This window comes from Butyrivibrio sp. FCS014, assembly GCF_000526935.1.
In the GTDB taxonomy this organism is placed as follows: domain Bacteria; phylum Bacillota; class Clostridia; order Lachnospirales; family Lachnospiraceae; genus Butyrivibrio.
In genome coordinates this window covers 1,241,092-1,260,917 of sequence record NZ_JAHA01000019.1, presented here as the reverse complement: position 1 = coordinate 1,260,917, position 19,826 = coordinate 1,241,092, and the positions used below count along the sequence as shown (strand labels likewise).

Below are 19,826 nucleotides of genomic sequence, written 5' to 3'. Positions count from 1 at the left end.
AGCTTTTTAGAGGGTTTGACATATTTTGTCAGACCCTTTATTGTGGAATTTAGCCACTTATGCATTTGCTAAAATAAAAAAGAGTATGCGGTCGCTGACAACTGGAATTGGGTTCTGCAAGACTAAATTCCACTTATCTCGTGGTGAACATATGGTGGTCTCGTCCGCAGATTTCTTTCAAATTTTGTAATGCTTAGTGGCTTTTGTATTTATGTATTGGCACCGTCCGCCACCCTTGACAGGCACCTGAAGAAACGCTTCGCAGCCGTTGCCGACGATGAGGAACTCAGGAACAGCTTCAATAGCTTCATCGTCGGAATGAGCATTGTAGCGTTTCTTCAGGCACCTATCAAGGGCACAGCCTCGCAGGAGCGAGGTGGCTGCTTTAACTGCCTCTGACTCAGAATCTAGGAACAGCTTCTGAGCTTTAAACCTCGATTTTTCCTTTTAAAAGCGCGGGAGTGAGGATTACTTCGTCAGAGGGTATTTCCCACAAGCCAAAGTGTTTTAAGAGCTTTTTAGGAAGCATCATCTTGGCTAGTTTAAATGGTGTGAGCCCTCCAAGGCTTTCACGGTTTGCACTGTTTATGTGACTCATCATGAGATTGACATCATCCTGGGTAAGTCTGTCGAAGGTAGTTGTTGTCTGAGGGCATATCTTGCGGATGTATTCATGATTCTTTTCACAGTGAGGCTTCTGCCATGAAGCCATAGGATCACAGTAATAGATGCTTGTTCTCAATACGTTATCTATTCCACACTCAAGAGCTTCAGGATGCTTGAATTCTCTTCCGCGGTCTGTGACGATCAGAGGCATGGTTTTGCAGAACAGCTCAGTGCCTATAGCTCTATTGATATCATCAAATGTATTCTCAACGCCGATGGCTTCTTTTGAATTAAGCAGATATGCCATCATAAAGTCAGCATTGCAGAAGTGAAGTGTCAGGAGCACCTTATGACTTCCTTCCGGACCTATGACTGTATCCATCTCGGTTATCTTTGTGTCAGGGAATTCCTTGATAAATGCCTCATAATCCTTGTAGGATCTTCCTTCAAATATGCCGGTATCATCGATTTCTGAGGCATGAGCTTTACGAGGTTTGTACTTGACCAGCTTCGGGAGGTCAAGGTTACTGACAGATAAAGCTCCCTGATCAATGTAGTTGTAGATGGTTTTCTCACACTGGGATATCTCCGGGTGATTCTGAAGTATCATGTAAGGTGACTGCCCGTTAAGGATCAGAGGGCTTACAGTTGCATCAAGTGTTGCGAGATCCTCCTCGGTTATGTTTATGCCACGCCTTGCTTCAACAAGGATTGCCTTGTATTCACTCTGAGCTCTAACAGCGCGATAGAAGTACTTGTCTAACCGGCAGCCTCTCTTCTTATCGCAGCCATTGCATACAAAGGGGGCTTTATCTGTCAAAGGGCAGTGATAATCATAGGGAACATAGTCCTTACAATAGCTGTGACATTTATTGCAGCGTTTACATTCACGGTTGCAGAAAGGCACTGTTGTGCATACATGTTTTCTATGACAGTCTTTTGCATTGGCACATTTAAATAGCTTCTCATTGAATGTATTATGCATCTGGAACACACGGTGTTTTTTGACTTCCTTAGCTATAGTTGTTGGATCTTTTCCCAGTTCTATACCGATGGCTCTGAAAGATACTGATGCATCCAACCTCTTCTCAATAACAACACGGTTATCCTGATTCATATGCTTCTGATTGGTTTCTATTTTCTTAGACATGATTCCTCTTTCTACTGCGAAAGAGACCTGTATTAGAATACCTATATATGAACCAGAGTGTAAGACTTAATTCCGTATAATGTGGAATTTACTTTTTTATTCAATGTAGAAATAAATAAGATTGAATGAATAGTTAAATTCCACATGTAAAAGTAAATTCCATACTGAAGACTAAATTCAGCTTTTTAGAGGGTTTGACATATTTTGTCAGACCCTTTATTGTGGAATTTAGCCACTTATGCATTTGCTAAAATAAAAAAGAGTATGCGGTCGCTGACAACTGGAATTGGGTTCTGCAAGACTAAATTCCACTTATCTCGTGGTGAACATATGGTGGTCTCGTCCGCAGATTTCTTTCAAATTTTGTAATGCTTAGTGGCTTTTGTATTTATGTATTGGCACCGTCCGCCACCCTTGACAGGCACCTGAAGAAACGCTTCGCAGCCGTTGCCGACGATGAGGAACTCAGGAACAGCTTCAATAGCTTCATCGTCGGAATGAGCATTGTAGCGTTTCTTCAGGCACCTATCAAGGGCACAGCCTCGCAGGAGCGAGGTGGCTGCTTTAACTGCCTCTGACTCAGAATCTAGGAACAGCTTCTGAGCTTTAAACCTCGATTTTTCCTTTTAAAAGCGCGGGAGTGAGGATTACTTCGTCAGAGGGTATTTCCCACAAGCCAAAGTGTTTTAAGAGCTTTTTAGGAAGCATCATCTTGGCTAGTTTAAATGGTGTGAGCCCTCCAAGGCTTTCACGGTTTGCACTGTTTATGTGACTCATCATGAGATTGACATCATCCTGGGTAAGTCTGTCGAAGGTAGTTGTTGTCTGAGGGCATATCTTGCGGATGTATTCATGATTCTTTTCACAGTGAGGCTTCTGCCATGAAGCCATAGGATCACAGTAATAGATGCTTGTTCTCAATACGTTATCTATTCCACACTCAAGAGCTTCAGGATGCTTGAATTCTCTTCCGCGGTCTGTGACGATCAGAGGCATGGTTTTGCAGAACAGCTCAGTGCCTATAGCTCTATTGATATCATCAAATGTATTCTCAACGCCGATGGCTTCTTTTGAATTAAGCAGATATGCCATCATAAAGTCAGCATTGCAGAAGTGAAGTGTCAGGAGCACCTTATGACTTCCTTCCGGACCTATGACTGTATCCATCTCGGTTATCTTTGTGTCAGGGAATTCCTTGATAAATGCCTCATAATCCTTGTAGGATCTTCCTTCAAATATGCCGGTATCATCGATTTCTGAGGCATGAGCTTTACGAGGTTTGTACTTGACCAGCTTCGGGAGGTCAAGGTTACTGACAGATAAAGCTCCCTGATCAATGTAGTTGTAGATGGTTTTCTCACACTGGGATATCTCCGGGTGATTCTGAAGTATCATGTAAGGTGACTGCCCGTTAAGGATCAGAGGGCTTACAGTTGCATCAAGTGTTGCGAGATCCTCCTCGGTTATGTTTATGCCACGCCTTGCTTCAACAAGGATTGCCTTGTATTCACTCTGAGCTCTAACAGCGCGATAGAAGTACTTGTCTAACCGGCAGCCTCTCTTCTTATCGCAGCCATTGCATACAAAGGGGGCTTTATCTGTCAAAGGGCAGTGATAATCATAGGGAACATAGTCCTTACAATAGCTGTGACATTTATTGCAGCGTTTACATTCACGGTTGCAGAAAGGCACTGTTGTGCATACATGTTTTCTATGACAGTCTTTTGCATTGGCACATTTAAATAGCTTCTCATTGAATGTATTATGCATCTGGAACACACGGTGTTTTTTGACTTCCTTAGCTATAGTTGTTGGATCTTTTCCCAGTTCTATACCGATGGCTCTGAAAGATACTGATGCATCCAACCTCTTCTCAATAACAACACGGTTATCCTGATTCATATGCTTCTGATTGGTTTCTATTTTCTTAGACATGATTCCTCTTTCTACTGCGAAAGAGACCTGTATTAGAATACCTATATATGAACCAGAGTGTAAGACTTAATTCCGTATAATGTGGAATTTACTTTTTTATTCAATGTAGAAATAAATAATTAGTAAAATGTGTTGACAAGTACGGTTCCATTATTATATAATACTTTTTGCGTTACGGCTTTGGCCGTAGTGTGACTTGCGAAACGGGGTGTGGCTCAGCTTGGCTAGAGCACCTGCTTTGGGAGCAGGGGGTCGCAGGTTCGAATCCTGTCACCCCGACGCTTTAATTAAATACATGCGGGTGTAGTTCAATGGTAGAACACCAGCCTTCCAAGCTGGACACGTGGGTTCGATTCCCATCACCCGCTCTTTGAGCGAATCACCTGGCGAAGTTCTTTCAAGCCTGGTGGAGCATCCCGAAGAGGATCAGAGCTCAATGTAAATGTGTCCGTAGCTCAGCTGGATAGAGCAACGGCCTTCTAAGCCGTGGGTCGGGGGTTCGAATCCCTTCGGGCACATTCTTTTTTACCTTTTTTGTTTTAATGGTGGCTATAGCGTAGTTGGTTAACGCGCCAGATTGTGGTTCTGGAGACCGAGGGTTCGAGTCCCTCTAGCCACCCGCAATGAGCAGAATTGTTGCTGTAATAATGGGCCATCGCCAAGCGGTAAGGCACAGCACTTTGACTGCTGCATACGACGGTTCGAATCCGGCTGGCCCAGTTCGCGGGAGCACTATGAACCGCATTTGTGTTTTGCATATGGGATACTAGCTCAGGTGGTAGAGCACTTGACTTTTAATCAAGTTGTCGGGGGTTCGAATCCCCCGTGTCTCATTAGAAATGAAATCCTTATAACCATTTCGGTTATAAGGATTTTTTTATGCCCTATTTACAAAAGTGTTTCTATGATATGTGAATTGGGCGCTGTGGGCCGAGGGGCATGTGAATTGGGCCTGCTCCGACGCAAAGCATTCTAAAAGCTAATTGAGTCGGTAAAATAGCTGCAAAAATTGACGTTATATCGATAAATGGCCTGTTTGAGCACCTGGTTATCAGAATAGCGTTTGCATTCTACGAATTCTGTACATTATTTCGCAAATACTACCGACGCAAAGCTCCATTTCATACAAATGCGTCGGAAACGCCTTGCTGAAATCATCGAAATCTTGTAAGTCCGCAGCACATATCCAAATACGCGATCTTGTAAGCCCGCAGCGCATATCCAAATACGCGATCTGCGAAGGATTGAAAACTCTTGCGACCTTGCACTAAAGTGAGTATAATCTAATTTGTTATCTCTTCGGATAATGTGCTCTGAAGAGGTGGCGTATAGGCGGATATGGCGGAATTGGCAGACGCGCTGGATTTAGGTTCCAGTGGGCGACCGTGCAGGTTCAAGTCCTGTTATCCGCACTATTTATTGGGGTCTGTCATAGAATGTGACAGACCCTTTTCATGTGCTAATATAGTAGTAGGAGAAAAGCAAACATAAGTATGAACAAACAAAAGGCTACTAAAAAACAGATAAGCATAACCGAGGGCTCCATATGGAAGAGCATGCTCACTTATTTCTTTGCGCTTCTTCTGGGAGCTTTTTTTCAGCAACTCTATAATACCGTGGATGCGGTTATCGTTGGCCGTGCTGTCAGCAGCGATGCTCTGGCGGCGGTTGGCGGTTCCTCGGCAACTGTGGTGAATCTTTTCGTGGGATTTTTCATGGGACTTTCTACTGGCGCAACCGTGGTTATCTCCCAGTTCTTTGGCGCAGGCCGCAAAGAAGAGGTTTCCAAGGCTGTACATACGGCCATTGCTGTGGCCATTATCGGAGGCGCCATCATCACCGTGATTGGCTTTGGCTCCGCCTCCTGGATCATCAAAGCTATGAAGACTCCTCCGGAGACAGTGGAAGCGTCAACTCTGTATCTCAGGATCTTTTTCCTGGGTATGATCCCGAACCTTGTCTACAACATGGGCGCCGGCATTTTGAGGGCCATAGGCGACTCCAGAAGGCCGCTGATAGTGCTGATCATCAGCTGCTTTGTAAATATTTTCCTTGATGTACTCTTTGTTATTGCGCTTGGAATGGGCAAAAGAGGCGACGTATCAGGCGTTACGGGCGTGGCTGTGGCTACTGTCCTGTGTCAGCTCCTTAGCGCTGTTATCGTGTGCGGCATTCTGATGCGCAGCACGGACTCCTACAGGCTTGATATCAGGAAGATAAGGCTGGACAGAGGGATGCTCTCAAGGATCATCAGCATCGGCCTTCCTGCAGCTTTTCAGTCCACCATGTACACCTTCTCCAACATTTTGATCCAGTCCTCAATAAATGAGTTCGGAAAAGATACAGCGGCTGCCTGGGCAGCTTACGGCAAGATTGACGTGGTATTCTGGATGACCATGAACTCTCTTGGCACTTCCGCCATGACCTTTGTGGGCCAGAACTTCGGCGCCGGTAAGATGGACAGGGTGCGCAAGTGCGTGCGCGAGGCCTTTGCCATTGCACTTATCATAACGATACCCATGTCAATCCTCATAATACTTGGAAGATCACTGCTCCTTGGCATATTCGTAAATACTGACGCGGTTATTGAGATAGGCGATCAGATGATACGCTTCCTGGCGCCTTTCTACGTCACCTACATCGGAATTGAGATTTTCTCCTGCACCCTTCGCGGCATGGGAGATGCGCTGATTCCCATGATAATTACCCTGAGCGGTGTATGTATCCTGAGAGTGGGATGGGTGCTGGTAGCTTTCCCCATAGTTCGCACGGTTCAGACCGTAGAGTGGAGTTACCCCATTACCTGGATCACCACATCATTATTATTCTTTATCTACTACATGTACTACACAAAGAAGAAAAAGATTCGCTGAAGTTCATGATAATTCCATGATACTATAATCCGGAAATGCGCAGTTCTCGGACGAGGATGATGATTTTCAAAATAAAAAAGCAGCAAATGCCGATTGCTTTGAGCAACGTCGAAATGAGGCATTTGCTGCTTTTTGAGTTTTAGAAAATCACACCGCAGGCAAGCACAGGTATTTCCGGGTTAAAGTCCCTTGGCTATAGCTTGAACTTTAGTTTCCTGCCGATATCTCGTCGGTAACCGCGTCAATGATAGAATCTACGATCTCGCCCGGTGTGGGAACTGCGGGCTGCTCGGGAGCCGGAGCAGGTGCGTTGGGATCGATTCCGGCAGCGGCGGCTGCAGCAGCTGCTGCGGCCTCTAAAGCTCCGCGTTCGCCGTTTATGATGCCCTCAATGCCTTCCTGAGCCATGAACTCGGGAGTGTGGTGACACTGGTTAAGCACCGTTACGGTGTTACCGTTCTCATCTGTGGTAGTTGTATAAGCTGAGTTGGTTTGAACATAGTTTACAAAGCCCGACTGGAGTGCCGGAGGAACAGGCGGTGAAAGCTCAAATACACCTGCTGTCTTGAAGGGACAGAACTCCGAAGCGGGAAGTCCATCCATTGCGCACATTGTGCCCTGATAGTGGACATCGCAGCTCTCTGTGGGAACAGTTCCTTCCTCAAAGTACTCGCTGATAAGTGTGCCGTCGCAAAGGCCTGCGATCGGCTGTTTGCCGGATCTGGAGCAGACTGTTGCGGAAGTGATGCCGCTCGGTACCGTGAAGGAGGAGTAAGGCAGGTCTGCATGTACCTGTTCCATTACCTTTCTCCACATGGTCTTGGCCAGGTTCTTCTCTGCCGTAACGGTCATCTTGGCGTTGTTGTCGTAGCCGGCCCAGGTGGTTGCGGTGTAGTAGTTGGTGTAGCCCGCAAACCAAACGTCGTTGTAGTCTGAAGTGGTTCCTGTCTTACCTGCGATGGCTGTGGTTCCGAAGTTTACGGATCCGCCGGTACCGCTGGTAACAACGTCCTGCATTGCGCTGGTAAGAAGGAAAGCAGTGGTCTCCTTGATGATCCTCTTGGAGCTTACCTGAGTGTTATCAAGGACAATGTTTCCGTCGTGGTCCACAACCTTGGTGTAAAGCTTTGGCTCTGCGTAAACGCCGCCATTTCCGATGGCCGCATAAGCTGCATTCAGCTCGATATTCTTAACACCGTAGGTAAGTCCGCCAAGAGCGGTGGACTGCTGTATGTCTGAGTAAACCTTGCCGTTGATGGTAACATTCTCGGCCAGGGTGGTAAATCCGAAGTTCTTAAGGTAATCAAATCCAAGCTGAGGAGTGATCAGTGTCAGGGCCTCAACGGCGATGACGTTCATGGAATCCCTGATGGCTGACCTTACGGTATTAAGACCGCGGTACTGGCTTCCCCACCAGTTTCTTACCAGAGTTCCGTCAGCGTAGGCAAAAGGCGCATCGTTGAAAACCGTAGCAAGTGTAAGTCCCGCGCTGTCAATTCCGGGAGCATAGGTGGAGAGCACCTTGAAGGTCGATCCCGGCTGACGGTAGGAGTCCGTTGCCCTGTTTAAGGTTCTGCTGGCTGTCTTCTCACCTCGTCCGCCTACCATGGCTACCACATAGCCCGTGCTCTGCTCCTCAACGGTGATGGAAACCTGAGGCTGAGGGATGAGGTTGATCTTCTCTGCAAGAACCGAATCGCCCTCCTTCATTACAACCGACTTGTACTCCTCGATGCCTGCCTCTGCAGACTCGTGGGAATCATAAAGCATGTTGAAGGAGCTCTTCTGTTCCTTGAAATAAGCCTGGTACATCTCACTGCTGTAGTTGCTTACGTTTCCGGCAGCATCCTGAACAGACAGTTCATAGGTCAAAAGATACTTCGTCCCCTCCGGATAGTTGCTCTCATCCTGGAAAACGGAATCGCAGATCTGCTGGATCTTGGGGTTCTGGGTTGAATATATCTTAAGGCCGCCGCTGTAAAGCAGTGTGTAGGCCTGTGTCTCGTTGTATCCTGCATCGATAAGGTCATCCAGAACGTCATTGGTAAGGGCATCAACGAAGTAGGAGTTGATGGTGGAATCCCCGCCGGATTCCTGGTTTACCGTCTGGATCCTTGAGTAAACATCATCAGCCATGGCTTTGTCGTACTGGATCTGATTGATGTACTCGTGTTTTAACATGTTGCCAAGGACTTTTTTACGTCTCTCGGCATTATCATCCGGGTGGGATATGGGGTTAAACTTACTGGGGTTCTGAGTGATGGCCGCTATACATGCGCACTCGGAAAGGGTAAGCTCGCTTACTGACTTGTTAAAGTAACGAAGAGAAGCAGCCTGCACGCCCAGTGTGTTCTGACCAAGGTTGATGGTGTTCATATAATTAAGAAGGATCTCATCCTTGGACATGGTCTTTTCAAGCTGTACAGCCAGGTACTGCTCCTGGATCTTACGCTTTACAGACTCTATAAAGGTCTCGTTGGTCCATCCGGAAAAGACATTGTTCTTTAAGAGCTGCTGTGTGATAGTACTTGCACCCTCGGAGAAATGTCCGGAGGTAATGCCCACAACGCCGGCACGGATGATACCCTGGATATCAATACCGTTGTGCTCGTAGAAACGCTCATCCTCGATGGAAACAAAGGCGTGTGCCAGGTTCTCGGGGATCATATCCATGGTAACGGGGATTCTGTTGGAATCCGTTGAAACCAATTTGGCGATCTGGTTGCCGTCAGTGTCATAAACGAAGGTTGAAAAACCTGTCGGTGTAACGTCGATGTTGCCGATATCCGGAGCGTCATCCCTGATTCCGTTGAATACACCGATTCCTGCGCTGGCACCGATTATGACCACTGCAAGGATCATTGCCAGAATAATATAAAATCCAAAGAGGCTTATTTTTTTGCCCCATTTATTGGTACCGGAATTCAGCGCTCTTGCCTGCTGATTGATACCTCTTTTTCCGTAATTCATAAAATACCTCACATTAATACAATGTTCTAAACTAATATTATACCACAAATCACATAAATCCCAAATTTACCGTTTGAAATGGTGCATTAAGGGTGGTATCCTTTTGTTTATATGAGGTTTTAAGAGAGGAGAAAAGATTATGTGGAATCGAAAAGAAGTAAAGACACGAGGCAAGATTAATTTCAAAAAGAATTACTGGAAATCAGTGCTTGTTGCATTCATCGCAGGACTGTTCGCAACTTCAACAGCTGTTGCAACAAGAAGAACTTCTTCAAGCGAAGAGGCATCACAGGCTTTCCAGAACATCCTGGAGGACCCCAATGCGGTCTTTTATCTGGCGGCTATCGCCGGCGCACTCAGCACCGTTATGATCATTCTGAAGCTGGTTGACCTTTTCCTGTTCAATCCCCTTCAGGTTGGCTGCAACAGATTCTTCGTTGTAAACCAGCATGTAAACGCTGAGGTTGGTGAAGTAGCACACGCTTTCAGATTTAACTACCTTACAACAGTTCTTGCACTGTTCCTTAAGGACCTGCTCATCGGACTGGCATCACTGCTGTTCCTTATCCCGGGAATCATCCTGAGCTTCTCATACAGGCTTGTTCCTTTTATTCTGGCAGATGATCCTACAATCAGTGCAACAGACGCCATCAAGAAATCAAGAACTATGATGAAGGGCCACAAGTGGAGATCATTTGTATATGACCTTTCCTTCTTCGGGTGGTACATTTTAGCAGTTTTCACCCTGAACATTGTGGGCCTTCTGTATGTTAACCCTTACAAGATGAATGCGGACGCGGCACTCTATGAGTCCATCAAGGCTGCCAACGGCTATGCTGTAGAGGCACCTCAGCCCGCAGAGCCCCAGCAGTTCTGATATAATTAAATTACAAGCGTTATCAATAACATAAGGTTTTGATCAAGAGCTTTGGCCATCGCCCCTGAATTCCACGGGGGTGACGCCAAAGCTTTTTTTGAACAGTCTTGTAAAGTAGGAAAGAGAATAGAGAGGGCGCTGTGTTTTCGGGGAAACACGGCGCCTTCTTTATATTTATTTTATAAATTTTAGATTTTGTTCATAATCCTATTGACACGCTAATATACACAAATTAAACTTAAATTTATCACGCGCTTTAGCACTTAAAAGCGACAGCGGTACAACGCGTTGAAAGTACAATGCGTTGAATGCGCGATGCGAAAAAGAAACCGGAGTTGAAAACATGAGAATAATTGATTATGGAGAGGCGCCGGTGCGCGCATACATCGTATTTTCCGCAGATACGGCTATCGAGGACGGTGTTAAGGCAGTTGAGAGTGAGGTTCTTGGGGGAGAGAAACTTGATGTATCCAGGATAGACAACAGGGGGAATGCTGTTGTCGCCAGGATCAGCGGGGTGTTTGTCGAGGGGATACGACAGCTGCCCGTTGTAAGCCGCGTCAAGATTGAAATGCCTGCAAGACCTACTAAATACTAACATTGGAGGAACGTGTATGAAAAGAAGAGTGTGCCCTAAAAAGGCACTGGCTGTGATCCTTAGTGCGGCTATGGCATTTTCACCCGCCATCACAGCTTCGGCAACGGCACCGGAAGCTCTGACTGCAGAGACAGCAGAAGCTAAAGAGGCCGGGGAGACTAAGGAAGCCGGCGAGGCAGCAGGCGAAGAGGCATCTTCCGAGGAAAAAGAGCCTGAAAAGGCTGCTGAGGAAGAGACCAAGGAGGCATCAGAGGAAGCCGGCGCAGCAGAGGATGCTGCAGAAAAAGAGGCAGAGGAAAAAGCTGATGAAGCTGCCAAAGAGGCTGCTGTGTCAGAGGAAGGTGAAGAGGGAGAGCTTGTTTTTGAGAAGGTTGATCCCACTGAGGAAGGCCTTGAGCTTTCAGAAGGCAAAGACCTGATCGAAGGAGAGGCAACAGATTTCTCGGTTGCAACCCCGGATCCCGATGAGCAGACCCGTGTCATCATCGTTATGGAAGGTGACAGCGTTCTGGATGCAGGCTTTGACACAGAGACCCTTGCAGAGAATGATGCAGCCATGACCATGTCTGACAACATCATAGCCGAGCAGGAGGTTCAGGTAGAAAAGATTGAAGCTCAGGCTCTTGACGGAGCAGAGCTTGACGTAAATTATAATCTCTCAATCCTCACAAATGCGGTATCTGCAGATGTTGCATTTAAGGATATAGAGAGCATCGCAGAGGTAGAGGGCGTTGAAGCTGTATATGTAGCTCAGAAGTATGAGCCTCAGGCTACAGATGCAGAGATCAACACCATTACAGCCGGCGATATGGTTGGAAGCTATGACGCCTGGACAACAGGTTACACAGGTGCAGGCACAAGAATTGCTGTCATCGATACAGGTATCGATGCAGATCATCCCTCTTTTGATGGAGGAGCTTTTGATGCTCACCTTCAGGTGACGGCAGAAAAGGCCGGCAAGAGCGTTGCAGATTACAGCCTCCTTGATGAGAGCGAGATCGCAGCAGTTCTTCCAAACCTCAATGCAACCCAGAGAAACGGTGGCATTTCAGCTTCCGATCTCTATCTTAGTGAGAAGATCCCCTTCGCATTCAACTATGTAGACAAGGATCTTGATATAACACATGCAAATGACGAGGAAGGTGACCACGGTACACACGTATCAGGTATCGCAACAGCCAACACTTATGTACCCAGTGCTGCATCCGAGACAGGATATGCAAGACAGGAACTTGGTGTTGTGGGTGTTGCTCCCGATGCACAGCTGATCACCATGAAGGTATTCGGAAAAGGCGGCGGAGCATATTCCGATGACTACATGGCAGCTATCGAGGATGCCCTTCTTCTTAAAGCTGACGTTGTAAACCTCTCTCTTGGTTCATCCGCTGCAGGATATTCCTCAGACGCAGAGGCTTACATCAATGATATCTTCAAGAAGCTTGAGGGAACAGGAACTGTTGTTTCTATTTCTGCAGGTAACTCAGGAAGATTCGGTGATGACACAGCTGTTGGCGCAAACCTTAGCTGGGATGTAAACATGGATACCATCGGTTCTCCCGGATCCTACTACAATGCATTCACAGTTGCCAGCGCTGTTAACAGCGGATTTACAGGAAACTACCTTGCTACAACAAACGGCAAGAATATCTACTATACAGACGGTAATGATACACTGGCTCCTAAGTTCTATACTCTGGACGTATCTGCTGACGGTAAGGGAACAGAATATCCTTTCGTATTCATTGACGGTAAGGGTGCTGCTTCCGATTACGAAGCACTTGTTGATGAAAACGGAGAGAGCCTTGTAAAGGATAAGATCGTATTCGTTCAGCGTGGTGAGCTTACCTTCGGCGAGAAGCAGATGAACGCTGAGGCAGCAGGTGCAAAGGCTGTAGTTATCTATAACAATCAGCCCGGAACAATTTCCATGACCCTTCAGGGCAGCACAGCTGTTATCCCCGCTGTTTCCGTAACTCTCGATGAAGGACTTGGAGTAGCAGAGACAGCTACAGAACAGATCAGTGAGAAGGCATGTGCAGGTACTCTTACAGTTGTAGCAACACCTGCAACCAACTTTGAGGCAGCAGATGGCTACACCATGAGTGATTTCTCATCCGTTGGTGTTCCCGAAACTCTTGACCTTAAGCCTGAGATCACAGCACCCGGCGGAAACATCTATTCCACAAGAGACGGCGGAACCTACGGAAACATGAGCGGAACTTCAATGTCTGCTCCTTCCATCGCAGGCCAGACAGCTCTTGTTGAGCAGTATATTAAAGAGAATGATCTTGCTGCAAAGACCGGACTTTCAGTTCGTACATTGGCTCAGTCACTTATCATGAGCACAGCAACACCTCTTACCACAGGCAATGATGCAAGTGCTCCCGAGTACTCACCCAGATCCCAGGGTGCAGGACTTGCAAATGTACATGAAGCCGTAACATCACCTGCTTATGTTCTTGTTGGCGACAAGGCCGGCAACGACGGTAAGGTAAAGGTTGTTCTTGGAGACGATCCTTCAAGGAACGGCTCCTATAACTTCTCATTTGATGTATATAACCTCACAGATGAGCCTCAGTACTATGAGCTTGACTCAAGCGTCCTGACAGAGGAACTTATCCAGAACTATTTCATCATGTGTGAGTCCCACAAGCTCAGCCCTGAGGTTACTCTTACTGCAGATGACACAGCTCTTGTATATGACCTTAACTATGACGGAAGAGTAGACAAGAAAGACCGTAAGGTTCTTCTTCAGGTAGTAAACGGAAGCCTCGATCTCAACCTTGTATCCCAGAACGAGGACGACTTTGACTTCAACGCAGACGGCATTGTAGATACCAAGGACGTATATATCTTTGGTAAGCAGCTCAAGAAAAAAGATTCAGTGGTTGACCTTGGACGCAGAGTAATGCAGGTCAAGGATTCAACAAAGGTAAATGTTTCCATCAACCTCTCAGCTGCAGACAGAGAGTATCTTGCACAGTTTGAGAACGGTATGTACGTAGACGGTTTCATTTATGTGAACGGAGCTGTAGATCTTTCTGTTCCTTTCCTTGCCTTCTACGGAAGCTGGATGGATTCTTCAATGTTTGAAGATTTCGATTTCATGGCATCAAGACATGATCCCGAGTACGATGGATTTACTTATTCAGGAGTTACAGCAACAAACTTCCTGTCAATCTATCCTTTCGGAGATACATCTGAGGAAAATGAGATGTTCTATGTTCCTAATCTTTTTGCAAAGGATGCTAAGTATATTGCCGACAGAAATGCCATCAGCTCAGATCCTAAGATGGGTACTGTTCTTGGCTCACTGTACTATTCGCTTATCAGAAATGCCAGCAGATCCATCCTTACCATCACAGATAAGAATACCGGTGAGGAGTACTTCAAGAATATAAACTATGAGAATTATGCTGAGTTCTCCTATAATGGTCAGATCGAGAACTACTGGCAGACACAGGATCTTTTCTGGGCCGGCACAGATGCTGAGGGCAATCCTCTTGAGGATGGTACAGAGGTACTTATCAACCTTCAGGCTGTTCCCAGCTACTATGATGATGTAGAGGATCCTTCAACTCTTGACGGAAAGGGACTTTACCTTCCTTCAACACCTATTGCTATCGATAACACAGCTCCTGAGATTACGGGCTATGTACTCAATGAGGACGGAACACTTGGCATTCAGGTACAGGATAACCGCTATACAGCAGCAGTCCTTATCCTCAATGCGGAAGGCCAGATTATAGACAGATATGCTGTTAATCAGGAAACTAAGGGCGAAGAAGCAACTGTCAATATTAAGATGCCCGAAGGAACCTTCTATATTGATGTTGTCGACTATGCATTAAATGAATCTGTATTCAGATTTACCAATAATACTAAGAAGAGCGAAGATGTAACCGAGCCTACAGACAACACAGAAAAGACCGATGAGGCTCTTGCAGATGAGGCTGAGGAGAAACCCGCAGAGGAGACTACTGAGGACGACTCCGACAAGAAGGTTACAGACGAGGCTATTTCCAATGAGGATGCTTCAAGTGCTTCCTCCGAGACAGCAGATGCAGCTGATCTGACAGCTGAAGAAGAGTCAGATGAGCAGGAAGAAGATGTGGAAGAAGTTCCCGCTGCTTCATCTGCTGATGAAGAAACATCTAAGGAGTTAGGAGGAAACGAATAATGAAGAATATTTTAAAGAGAACAGCGACTGTTTTCCTTGCTGCGCTGCTTCTTTTCACAGGTCTTCCTGCGCAGAAGGTAGAGGCAGCAAAGAACTCACCGCTTTACACAAGCGTTACCGTTACCGGTAAGAACGACAGCCAGAAGGTATTCTATACCCTGACTCTTAGCAAGACCAAAGTTACAGACGGACACATCGCAGTAGTATATGATCCCGAGGTTCTTGAAGTTGCCGCTGATATCGAGATTGACCGCTTTGACGACTACGATCTTAACAGCGACTATACTGATGCTACAGGAAAGGGCCTTTCCGTTGCATTTGTAAATGATTCATCCAAGACAACAGCAGGCGCACTTATCGGTATCAAGTTCAACGTTAAGAAGGGCGCTGCAGCTCAGGATACAGTCATCACCACAAGAGTTTTCGACCTCAACAACGAGGAAACAGAGCTCATTCCTGTTGAGACTGACATCACTGACACCGTTAAGGTTGGCCGCGCAGAGCTTGCAAAGCCTGCTATTAAGTCTTTGAACCAGACTCTGCTTGGCGTTAACGTTACATGGAGTAAAGATACCAACGCTGACGGATATGTTCTGTATCGCAGCACATCCAAGGATGGCAAGTACACTGAGATCGCAACAACCACAGCTACAAGCTTCTGGGATGTTGCTCTTCAGAATAACAAGACATATTACTACAAAGTAAAGGCCTTCCAGGGCAAGGGTTCTGAAAGAGTCTTCTCTGAGGAATCCAACGTTCTTTCCATAAAGGTTAAGAAACTTCTTGGAATCTTCGGCTAATCCTTTTAGTCACTGAATTTTGGTCCCCGGGGACGAGGTCATGGGCTCATTTTTAGAAATGCTCCCTAAACTCCGTCCCGGGGATCATTTTTTCTTCTGAAACGATTAAGTTTTTGTTATAATGGTGGAAAGTATAGTATTGGAGGTGCAAGATGGGGAAAAAGTCGATCAAAGAAAATAAGAATATATATTTCGAGAGCCGCGAGGAGGCCGGACTTACAAGGGCTCAGGCCAGTGAACTTATAGGAACCATAAGTGAGAGCAGGCTTGAAAAGCTTGAGACTGGCAAGACAGCTCTTTATCCCGAGGATGTGGTTGATATGGCCACAGCCTACAAGAAGCCCGAGCTTTGCAACTATTACTGCACCCATGAGTGCCGTATCGGCAAGGACACAGATGTGCCTGAGGTTAAGGTCGCAACTCTTTCCGAGATTGTCCTCAGCATGCTTTCTGCCTTGAACAGCCTGAACGCTCAGCAGGTGAGGCTTATAGACATCACAGCCGACGGCGTTATTTCCGATGATGAGCTTCCGGATTTCGTTCAGATCCAGCACCAGCTGGACCAGATAGATTCTACCGTAGAATCCCTTAAGCTCTGGATCGCCAGCACCATCGCTGACGGCAAGCTTAACAAGAGCAGGCTCAAAGAGCTTCAGGAGAAGTAAGACGCGTCACACAATAATTCAAACACAAAAAGGGCAGGTCGCCGTGACCTGCCCTTTAATCATTTATCTTATCTCTCGGCCCTCATGGGGTTATTGAGGAAATCCTCGTAAGCCAGTCTGATACCGTCATCCAGCTCTGTGGTGTAGGTCCATCCCAGCGCTTTAGCCTTTGAAACATCAAGAAGCTTTCTGGGTGTTCCGTTGGGCTTTGTGGGATCCCAGCGGATCTCCCCTGTGTAGCCGATGATGCCTGCAACCTTCTCGGTGAGCTCCTTGATGGTGAGCTCTTTGCCGGTTCCCGCATTGACGGTCTCATTGCCGCTGTAGTTATTCATAAGGAATACGCACAGGTTTGCAAGGTCATCAACATAGAGGAACTCACGAAGGGGACTTCCGTCGCCCCAGCAGGTTACGTAAGGAAGATTCTGCTCCTTGGCCTCGTGGAACCTGCGGATAAGTGCAGGAAGCACGTGGGAGTGAGTGGGGTGATAGTTGTCGTTGGGGCCGTAAAGGTTTGTGGGCATTACTGAGATATAATCGGTCCCGTACTGTCTGTTGAGATACTCGCAGTACTTAAGTCCTGAGATCTTTGCAAGAGCATAGGCCTCGTTGGTCTTCTCAAGCTCGGAAGTCAGAAGGCAGCTCTCCTTCATGGGCTGAGGTGCCATTCTGGGATAGATGCAGGAGGAACCAAGGAACTCCAGCTTCTTGCAGCCGTTCTTCCAGGCTGCGTTGATAACGTTCATCTCAAGGATCATGTTGTCATACATGAAATCCGCAAGGGCCTCTGAATTGCCCATGATACCGCCAACCTTGGCAGCGGCCAGAAATACATATTCGGGCTTCTCGTCGGCGAAGAAGTTCTCCACCTGATCCTGTCTTATAAGATCCAGCTCCTTGTGTGTTCTGGTGACGATGTTTGTATAGCCCTGTTTCTCAAGTTCTCTTACGATGGCTGAGCCAACCATTCCGCGATGGCCTGCCACGTAGATCTTAGCTTTTTTCTCCATCATAGTATTTTACCTCTGTTACTTATCGATACCTTTCTCCAGGAACTCTGCCAGGTTGAACTCAACACGCTCGTTGGCACGCTCAACGGCAACCTTTGCCATATCGTGCTCAACCATGATCCTTACAAGATCCTCGAAGGAAGTGGTCTGAGGGTTCCAGTGAAGCTTCTCTTTAGCCTTGGTGGGATCTCCCCAGAGATTAACAACGTCTGTAGGTCTGTAGAAGTCCGGTGAAACCTCGATGAGAACCTTGCCTGTAGCCTTGTCGTAGCCCTTCTCATCGGCGCCCTCGCCCCTGAACTCTATCTCAATACCTGCATAGTGGAAAGCAAGCTGTGCAAACTCACGAACAGAGTGCTGAACGCCTGTTGCGATAACGAAATCCTCGGGCTTGTCATTCTGAAGGATCAGCCACATGCACTCAACATAGTCCTTGGCGTAGCCCCAGTCACGAAGGCTGGAGAGGTTTCCGAGGTAGAGCTTATCCTGCTTGCCCTGGGCGATTCTGGAAGCTGCCAGTGTGATCTTACGGGTAACGAAGGTCTCTCCGCGGCGCTCTGACTCGTGATTGAAAAGAATTCCCGAGCAGCAGAACATGTTGTAGGCTTCCCTGTACTCCTTAACGATCCAGTAGCCGTAAAGCTTGGCAACAGCGTAGGGGCTGTAGGGATGGAAAGGAGTCTTCTCGTTCTGAGGAACTTCCTCAACCTTTCCATAGAGCTCTGAAGTTGAAGCCTGGTAGATACGGCAGGTATCTCCAAGTCCGCAGAGTCTTACTGCCTCAAGGACTCTCAGAACGCCGGTTGCATCCACGTCAGCGGTGAACTCGGGTGAGTCAAAGGAAACCTGAACGTGGGACTGAGCAGCCAGGTTGTAGATCTCGTCGGGGCGAACCTTTGAAACAACCCCCAGGATACTCATGGAGTCGCCCAGATCTCCGTAATGAAGGTGGAAATTGGGCTTGCCCTCAAGGTGCGCGATCCTCTCTCTGTAGTCAACGGAAGATCTTCTGATTATGCCATGGACGTCATATCCCTTCTCCAGAAGGAACTCTGCAAGATATGATCCGTCCTGTCCGGTAATACCGGTTATCAAAGCTTTTTTTGCCATATAAAAATCCTTTCCTCATTTGCAAAAAATGTATCATTTGTACTTTTCCATATCATTATATTACATGTTGTGACAATTTGAATTCACTTTATTGACTTTGATTTGCATTATCTTGCGGGCAAAATTATAATCGAATTATAGGGAAAAAACGGAGATTACAAAATGGAAAATCAGTTATTTCAAGGAGAATACGTATCCTCAGACAGGCTTTTGTACACGCCCTCTGAGTTTGCCAAAAGCAATCTCATGTATTTGCAGGAAATTGGCAGGCTCACGGCCCAGAAGCCCCATACCAGTAAGAGGCAGAACCTCTCATCGTTTCTTTTTATATATGTACGCAGCGGCTCCGGTTACATCGATTACGAGGGAAAAGAATATGCGGTGTCCGCCGGGGACTGTGTATTCATCAACTGTCAGAACCTTTATTCCCACAGGACATCCAATGACCTGTGGTCCATCGAGTGGATACATTTTAACGGTGAGAGCATCCTTCCCATCTATCTTAAGTACAGGGAGAGAGGCGGACAGGCGGTATTTCACACCGATGAAGCCGGAAGTCCCCGGGGGATCTGGGAGGAGCTCAACACCATTGCCAGGTCGTCGGATTACATAAGGGACATAAGGATAAATGAATATTTATCAAGGCTTTTGACCTTTCTTATGTCTTTTAGCTGGAATCCGGAAGCTGCTCCTGAGAGCGGCAGCAAAAGCAGGATCAACGCCCTGAAGGAGTATCTGGACACCCACTACCAGGAGAAGATCACCCTGGACGGCCTTTCCGAGATCTTCCTTACGGGCAAGTATACCCTTTCCCGCAGTTTCAAAGAGCAGACGGGAACCTCCATAATCAACTACCTTCTGGTGGTGAGGATTACCCACGCCAAGCAGATGCTGCGCTTTACTGACATGACCGTGGAGGAGATTGGCTACAACTGCGGCATAACGCCCCTTTACTATTTCTCGAGGATGTTCAAGCAGATAGAGGGGGTAAGTCCCCTGGAATACCGCATGAACTGGAAGTAAGGCGCACCCTAACTTGTTCGTTGAAAGAA

Annotated in this window: 14 protein-coding genes, 7 tRNA genes and 1 pseudogene; 16 read left to right on the top strand and 6 right to left on the bottom strand. The window is 46.9% G+C overall.

Annotated elements, in window-relative coordinates; translation table 11 throughout:
• The first annotated feature begins 216 nt into the window (after nucleotides 1-216).
• A complete protein-coding gene (locus T456_RS22670; protein WP_155837996.1) occupies nucleotides 217-399 on the top strand; it encodes a hypothetical protein in 183 nt (60 codons plus the stop codon).
• 28 nt (nucleotides 400-427) lie between these two features.
• Here the strand turns inward: T456_RS22670 and T456_RS0118250 are convergent, their stop codons facing one another.
• On the bottom strand, nucleotides 428-1,756 hold the full coding sequence (locus T456_RS0118250; RefSeq protein ID WP_024864491.1) for an IS30 family transposase: 1,329 nt from the start codon (nucleotides 1,754-1,756) through the stop codon (nucleotides 428-430).
• A 395-nt stretch (nucleotides 1,757-2,151) separates the two neighbouring features.
• Here T456_RS0118250 and T456_RS22665 point away from each other — a divergent pair, with 395 nt between their 5' ends.
• Nucleotides 2,152-2,334, top strand: coding sequence for a hypothetical protein (locus T456_RS22665; protein WP_155837996.1), 183 nt, complete (start codon nucleotides 2,152-2,154; stop codon nucleotides 2,332-2,334).
• Nucleotides 2,335-2,362: 28 nt separating this feature from the next.
• Here T456_RS22665 and T456_RS0118245 read toward each other — a convergent pair whose 3' ends face one another.
• Nucleotides 2,363-3,691 carry an IS30 family transposase gene (locus tag T456_RS0118245; RefSeq protein ID WP_024864491.1) on the bottom strand — a complete coding sequence of 443 codons (1,329 nt, stop codon included), beginning with the start codon at nucleotides 3,689-3,691 and terminating at the stop codon, nucleotides 2,363-2,365.
• A gap of 204 nt (nucleotides 3,692-3,895) precedes the next feature.
• Here T456_RS0118245 and T456_RS0118240 point away from each other — a divergent pair.
• From T456_RS0118240 to T456_RS0118205, 8 genes are all read left to right on the top strand, one after another.
• Nucleotides 3,896-3,970 (top strand) — tRNA-Pro (locus T456_RS0118240).
• Nucleotides 3,971-3,988: 18 nt separating this feature from the next.
• Nucleotides 3,989-4,059 (top strand) — tRNA-Gly (locus T456_RS0118235).
• A gap of 76 nt (nucleotides 4,060-4,135) precedes the next feature.
• A tRNA-Arg gene (locus T456_RS0118230) sits at nucleotides 4,136-4,209 on the top strand.
• Between the two features lie 27 nt (nucleotides 4,210-4,236).
• A tRNA-His gene (locus T456_RS0118225) sits at nucleotides 4,237-4,310 on the top strand.
• Between the two features lie 29 nt (nucleotides 4,311-4,339).
• Nucleotides 4,340-4,411 (top strand) — tRNA-Gln (locus T456_RS0118220).
• Between the two features lie 40 nt (nucleotides 4,412-4,451).
• A tRNA-Lys gene (locus tag T456_RS0118215) sits at nucleotides 4,452-4,524 on the top strand.
• A 499-nt stretch (nucleotides 4,525-5,023) separates the two neighbouring features.
• A tRNA-Leu gene (locus T456_RS0118210) sits at nucleotides 5,024-5,103 on the top strand.
• A gap of 81 nt (nucleotides 5,104-5,184) precedes the next feature.
• Nucleotides 5,185-6,564, top strand: coding sequence for an MATE family efflux transporter (locus tag T456_RS0118205; RefSeq protein ID WP_024867428.1), 1,380 nt, complete (start codon nucleotides 5,185-5,187; stop codon nucleotides 6,562-6,564).
• A gap of 207 nt (nucleotides 6,565-6,771) precedes the next feature.
• On the opposite strand, the gene T456_RS0118200 is transcribed toward T456_RS0118205, so the two are convergent.
• Nucleotides 6,772-9,534, bottom strand: a complete 2,763-nt coding sequence (locus tag T456_RS0118200) for a transglycosylase domain-containing protein (protein ID WP_024867427.1) — start codon at nucleotides 9,532-9,534, stop codon at nucleotides 6,772-6,774.
• A 139-nt stretch (nucleotides 9,535-9,673) separates the two neighbouring features.
• On the opposite strand from T456_RS0118200, the gene T456_RS0118195 reads away from it, so the two are divergent.
• Nucleotides 9,674-10,411, top strand: a complete 738-nt coding sequence (locus tag T456_RS0118195; protein ID WP_024867426.1) for a DUF975 family protein — start codon at nucleotides 9,674-9,676, stop codon at nucleotides 10,409-10,411.
• Nucleotides 10,412-10,453: 42 nt separating this feature from the next.
• On the opposite strand, the pseudogene T456_RS24390 reads toward T456_RS0118195, so the two are convergent.
• Nucleotides 10,454-10,534: pseudogene (locus tag T456_RS24390) on the bottom strand (AraC family transcriptional regulator); the annotation flags it as partial.
• A 220-nt stretch (nucleotides 10,535-10,754) separates the two neighbouring features.
• Between T456_RS24390 and T456_RS0118190 the strand changes: the two are divergent.
• The 4 genes from T456_RS0118190 (at nucleotide 10,755) to T456_RS0118175 (ending at nucleotide 16,654) form a co-directional block, all read left to right on the top strand.
• Complete coding sequence (locus T456_RS0118190; RefSeq protein ID WP_024867425.1) at nucleotides 10,755-11,009, top strand: hypothetical protein; 255 nt, start codon at nucleotides 10,755-10,757, stop codon at nucleotides 11,007-11,009.
• Nucleotides 11,010-11,025: 16 nt separating this feature from the next.
• Nucleotides 11,026-15,189: a S8 family serine peptidase gene (locus T456_RS0118185; protein ID WP_024867424.1), complete on the top strand. Its 4,164-nt coding sequence runs from the start codon at nucleotides 11,026-11,028 to the stop codon at nucleotides 15,187-15,189.
• Nucleotides 15,189-15,989: a hypothetical protein gene (locus T456_RS0118180; protein ID WP_024867423.1), complete on the top strand. Its 801-nt coding sequence runs from the start codon at nucleotides 15,189-15,191 to the stop codon at nucleotides 15,987-15,989. The genes T456_RS0118185 and T456_RS0118180 overlap by 1 nt, the downstream gene beginning before the upstream one ends.
• Nucleotides 15,990-16,141: 152 nt before the next feature.
• Nucleotides 16,142-16,654, top strand: a complete 513-nt coding sequence (locus T456_RS0118175; protein ID WP_024867422.1) for a helix-turn-helix domain-containing protein — start codon at nucleotides 16,142-16,144, stop codon at nucleotides 16,652-16,654.
• A gap of 68 nt (nucleotides 16,655-16,722) precedes the next feature.
• On the opposite strand, the gene T456_RS0118170 is transcribed toward T456_RS0118175, so the two are convergent.
• A complete protein-coding gene (locus T456_RS0118170; RefSeq protein WP_334291128.1) occupies nucleotides 16,723-17,664 on the bottom strand; it encodes a GDP-L-fucose synthase family protein in 942 nt (313 codons plus the stop codon).
• A gap of 18 nt (nucleotides 17,665-17,682) precedes the next feature.
• Nucleotides 17,683-18,774, bottom strand: a complete 1,092-nt coding sequence (gene gmd / locus T456_RS0118165) for a GDP-mannose 4,6-dehydratase (protein ID WP_024867420.1) — start codon at nucleotides 18,772-18,774, stop codon at nucleotides 17,683-17,685.
• A 162-nt stretch (nucleotides 18,775-18,936) separates the two neighbouring features.
• Here gmd and T456_RS0118160 point away from each other — a divergent pair, with 162 nt between their 5' ends.
• The gene (locus T456_RS0118160) at nucleotides 18,937-19,797 is read left to right on the top strand and encodes an AraC family transcriptional regulator (RefSeq protein ID WP_024867419.1); all 861 of its coding nucleotides are present in this window, start codon (nucleotides 18,937-18,939) and stop codon (nucleotides 19,795-19,797) included.
• The last annotated feature ends 29 nt before the right edge of the window (nucleotides 19,798-19,826 follow it).

Excerpts from the sequence above, each read along its gene's own strand:
- T456_RS0118250 (WP_024864491.1), bottom strand. The coding sequence starts at position 1,756 with ATGTCTAAGAAAATAGAAACCAATCAGAAGCATATGAATCAGGATAAC.
- T456_RS0118245 (WP_024864491.1), bottom strand. The coding sequence starts at position 3,691 with ATGTCTAAGAAAATAGAAACCAATCAGAAGCATATGAATCAGGATAAC.
- T456_RS0118205 (WP_024867428.1), top strand. The coding sequence starts at position 5,185 with ATGAACAAACAAAAGGCTACTAAAAAACAGATAAGCATAACCGAGGGC.
- T456_RS0118200 (WP_024867427.1), bottom strand. The coding sequence starts at position 9,534 with ATGAATTACGGAAAAAGAGGTATCAATCAGCAGGCAAGAGCGCTGAAT.
- T456_RS0118195 (WP_024867426.1), top strand. The coding sequence starts at position 9,674 with ATGTGGAATCGAAAAGAAGTAAAGACACGAGGCAAGATTAATTTCAAA.
- T456_RS0118190 (WP_024867425.1), top strand. The coding sequence starts at position 10,755 with ATGAGAATAATTGATTATGGAGAGGCGCCGGTGCGCGCATACATCGTA.
- T456_RS0118185 (WP_024867424.1), top strand. The coding sequence starts at position 11,026 with ATGAAAAGAAGAGTGTGCCCTAAAAAGGCACTGGCTGTGATCCTTAGT.
- T456_RS0118180 (WP_024867423.1), top strand. The coding sequence starts at position 15,189 with ATGAAGAATATTTTAAAGAGAACAGCGACTGTTTTCCTTGCTGCGCTG.
- T456_RS0118175 (WP_024867422.1), top strand. The coding sequence starts at position 16,142 with ATGGGGAAAAAGTCGATCAAAGAAAATAAGAATATATATTTCGAGAGC.
- T456_RS0118170 (WP_334291128.1), bottom strand. The coding sequence starts at position 17,664 with ATGGAGAAAAAAGCTAAGATCTACGTGGCAGGCCATCGCGGAATGGTT.
- gmd (WP_024867420.1), bottom strand. The coding sequence starts at position 18,774 with ATGGCAAAAAAAGCTTTGATAACCGGTATTACCGGACAGGACGGATCA.
- T456_RS0118160 (WP_024867419.1), top strand. The coding sequence starts at position 18,937 with ATGGAAAATCAGTTATTTCAAGGAGAATACGTATCCTCAGACAGGCTT.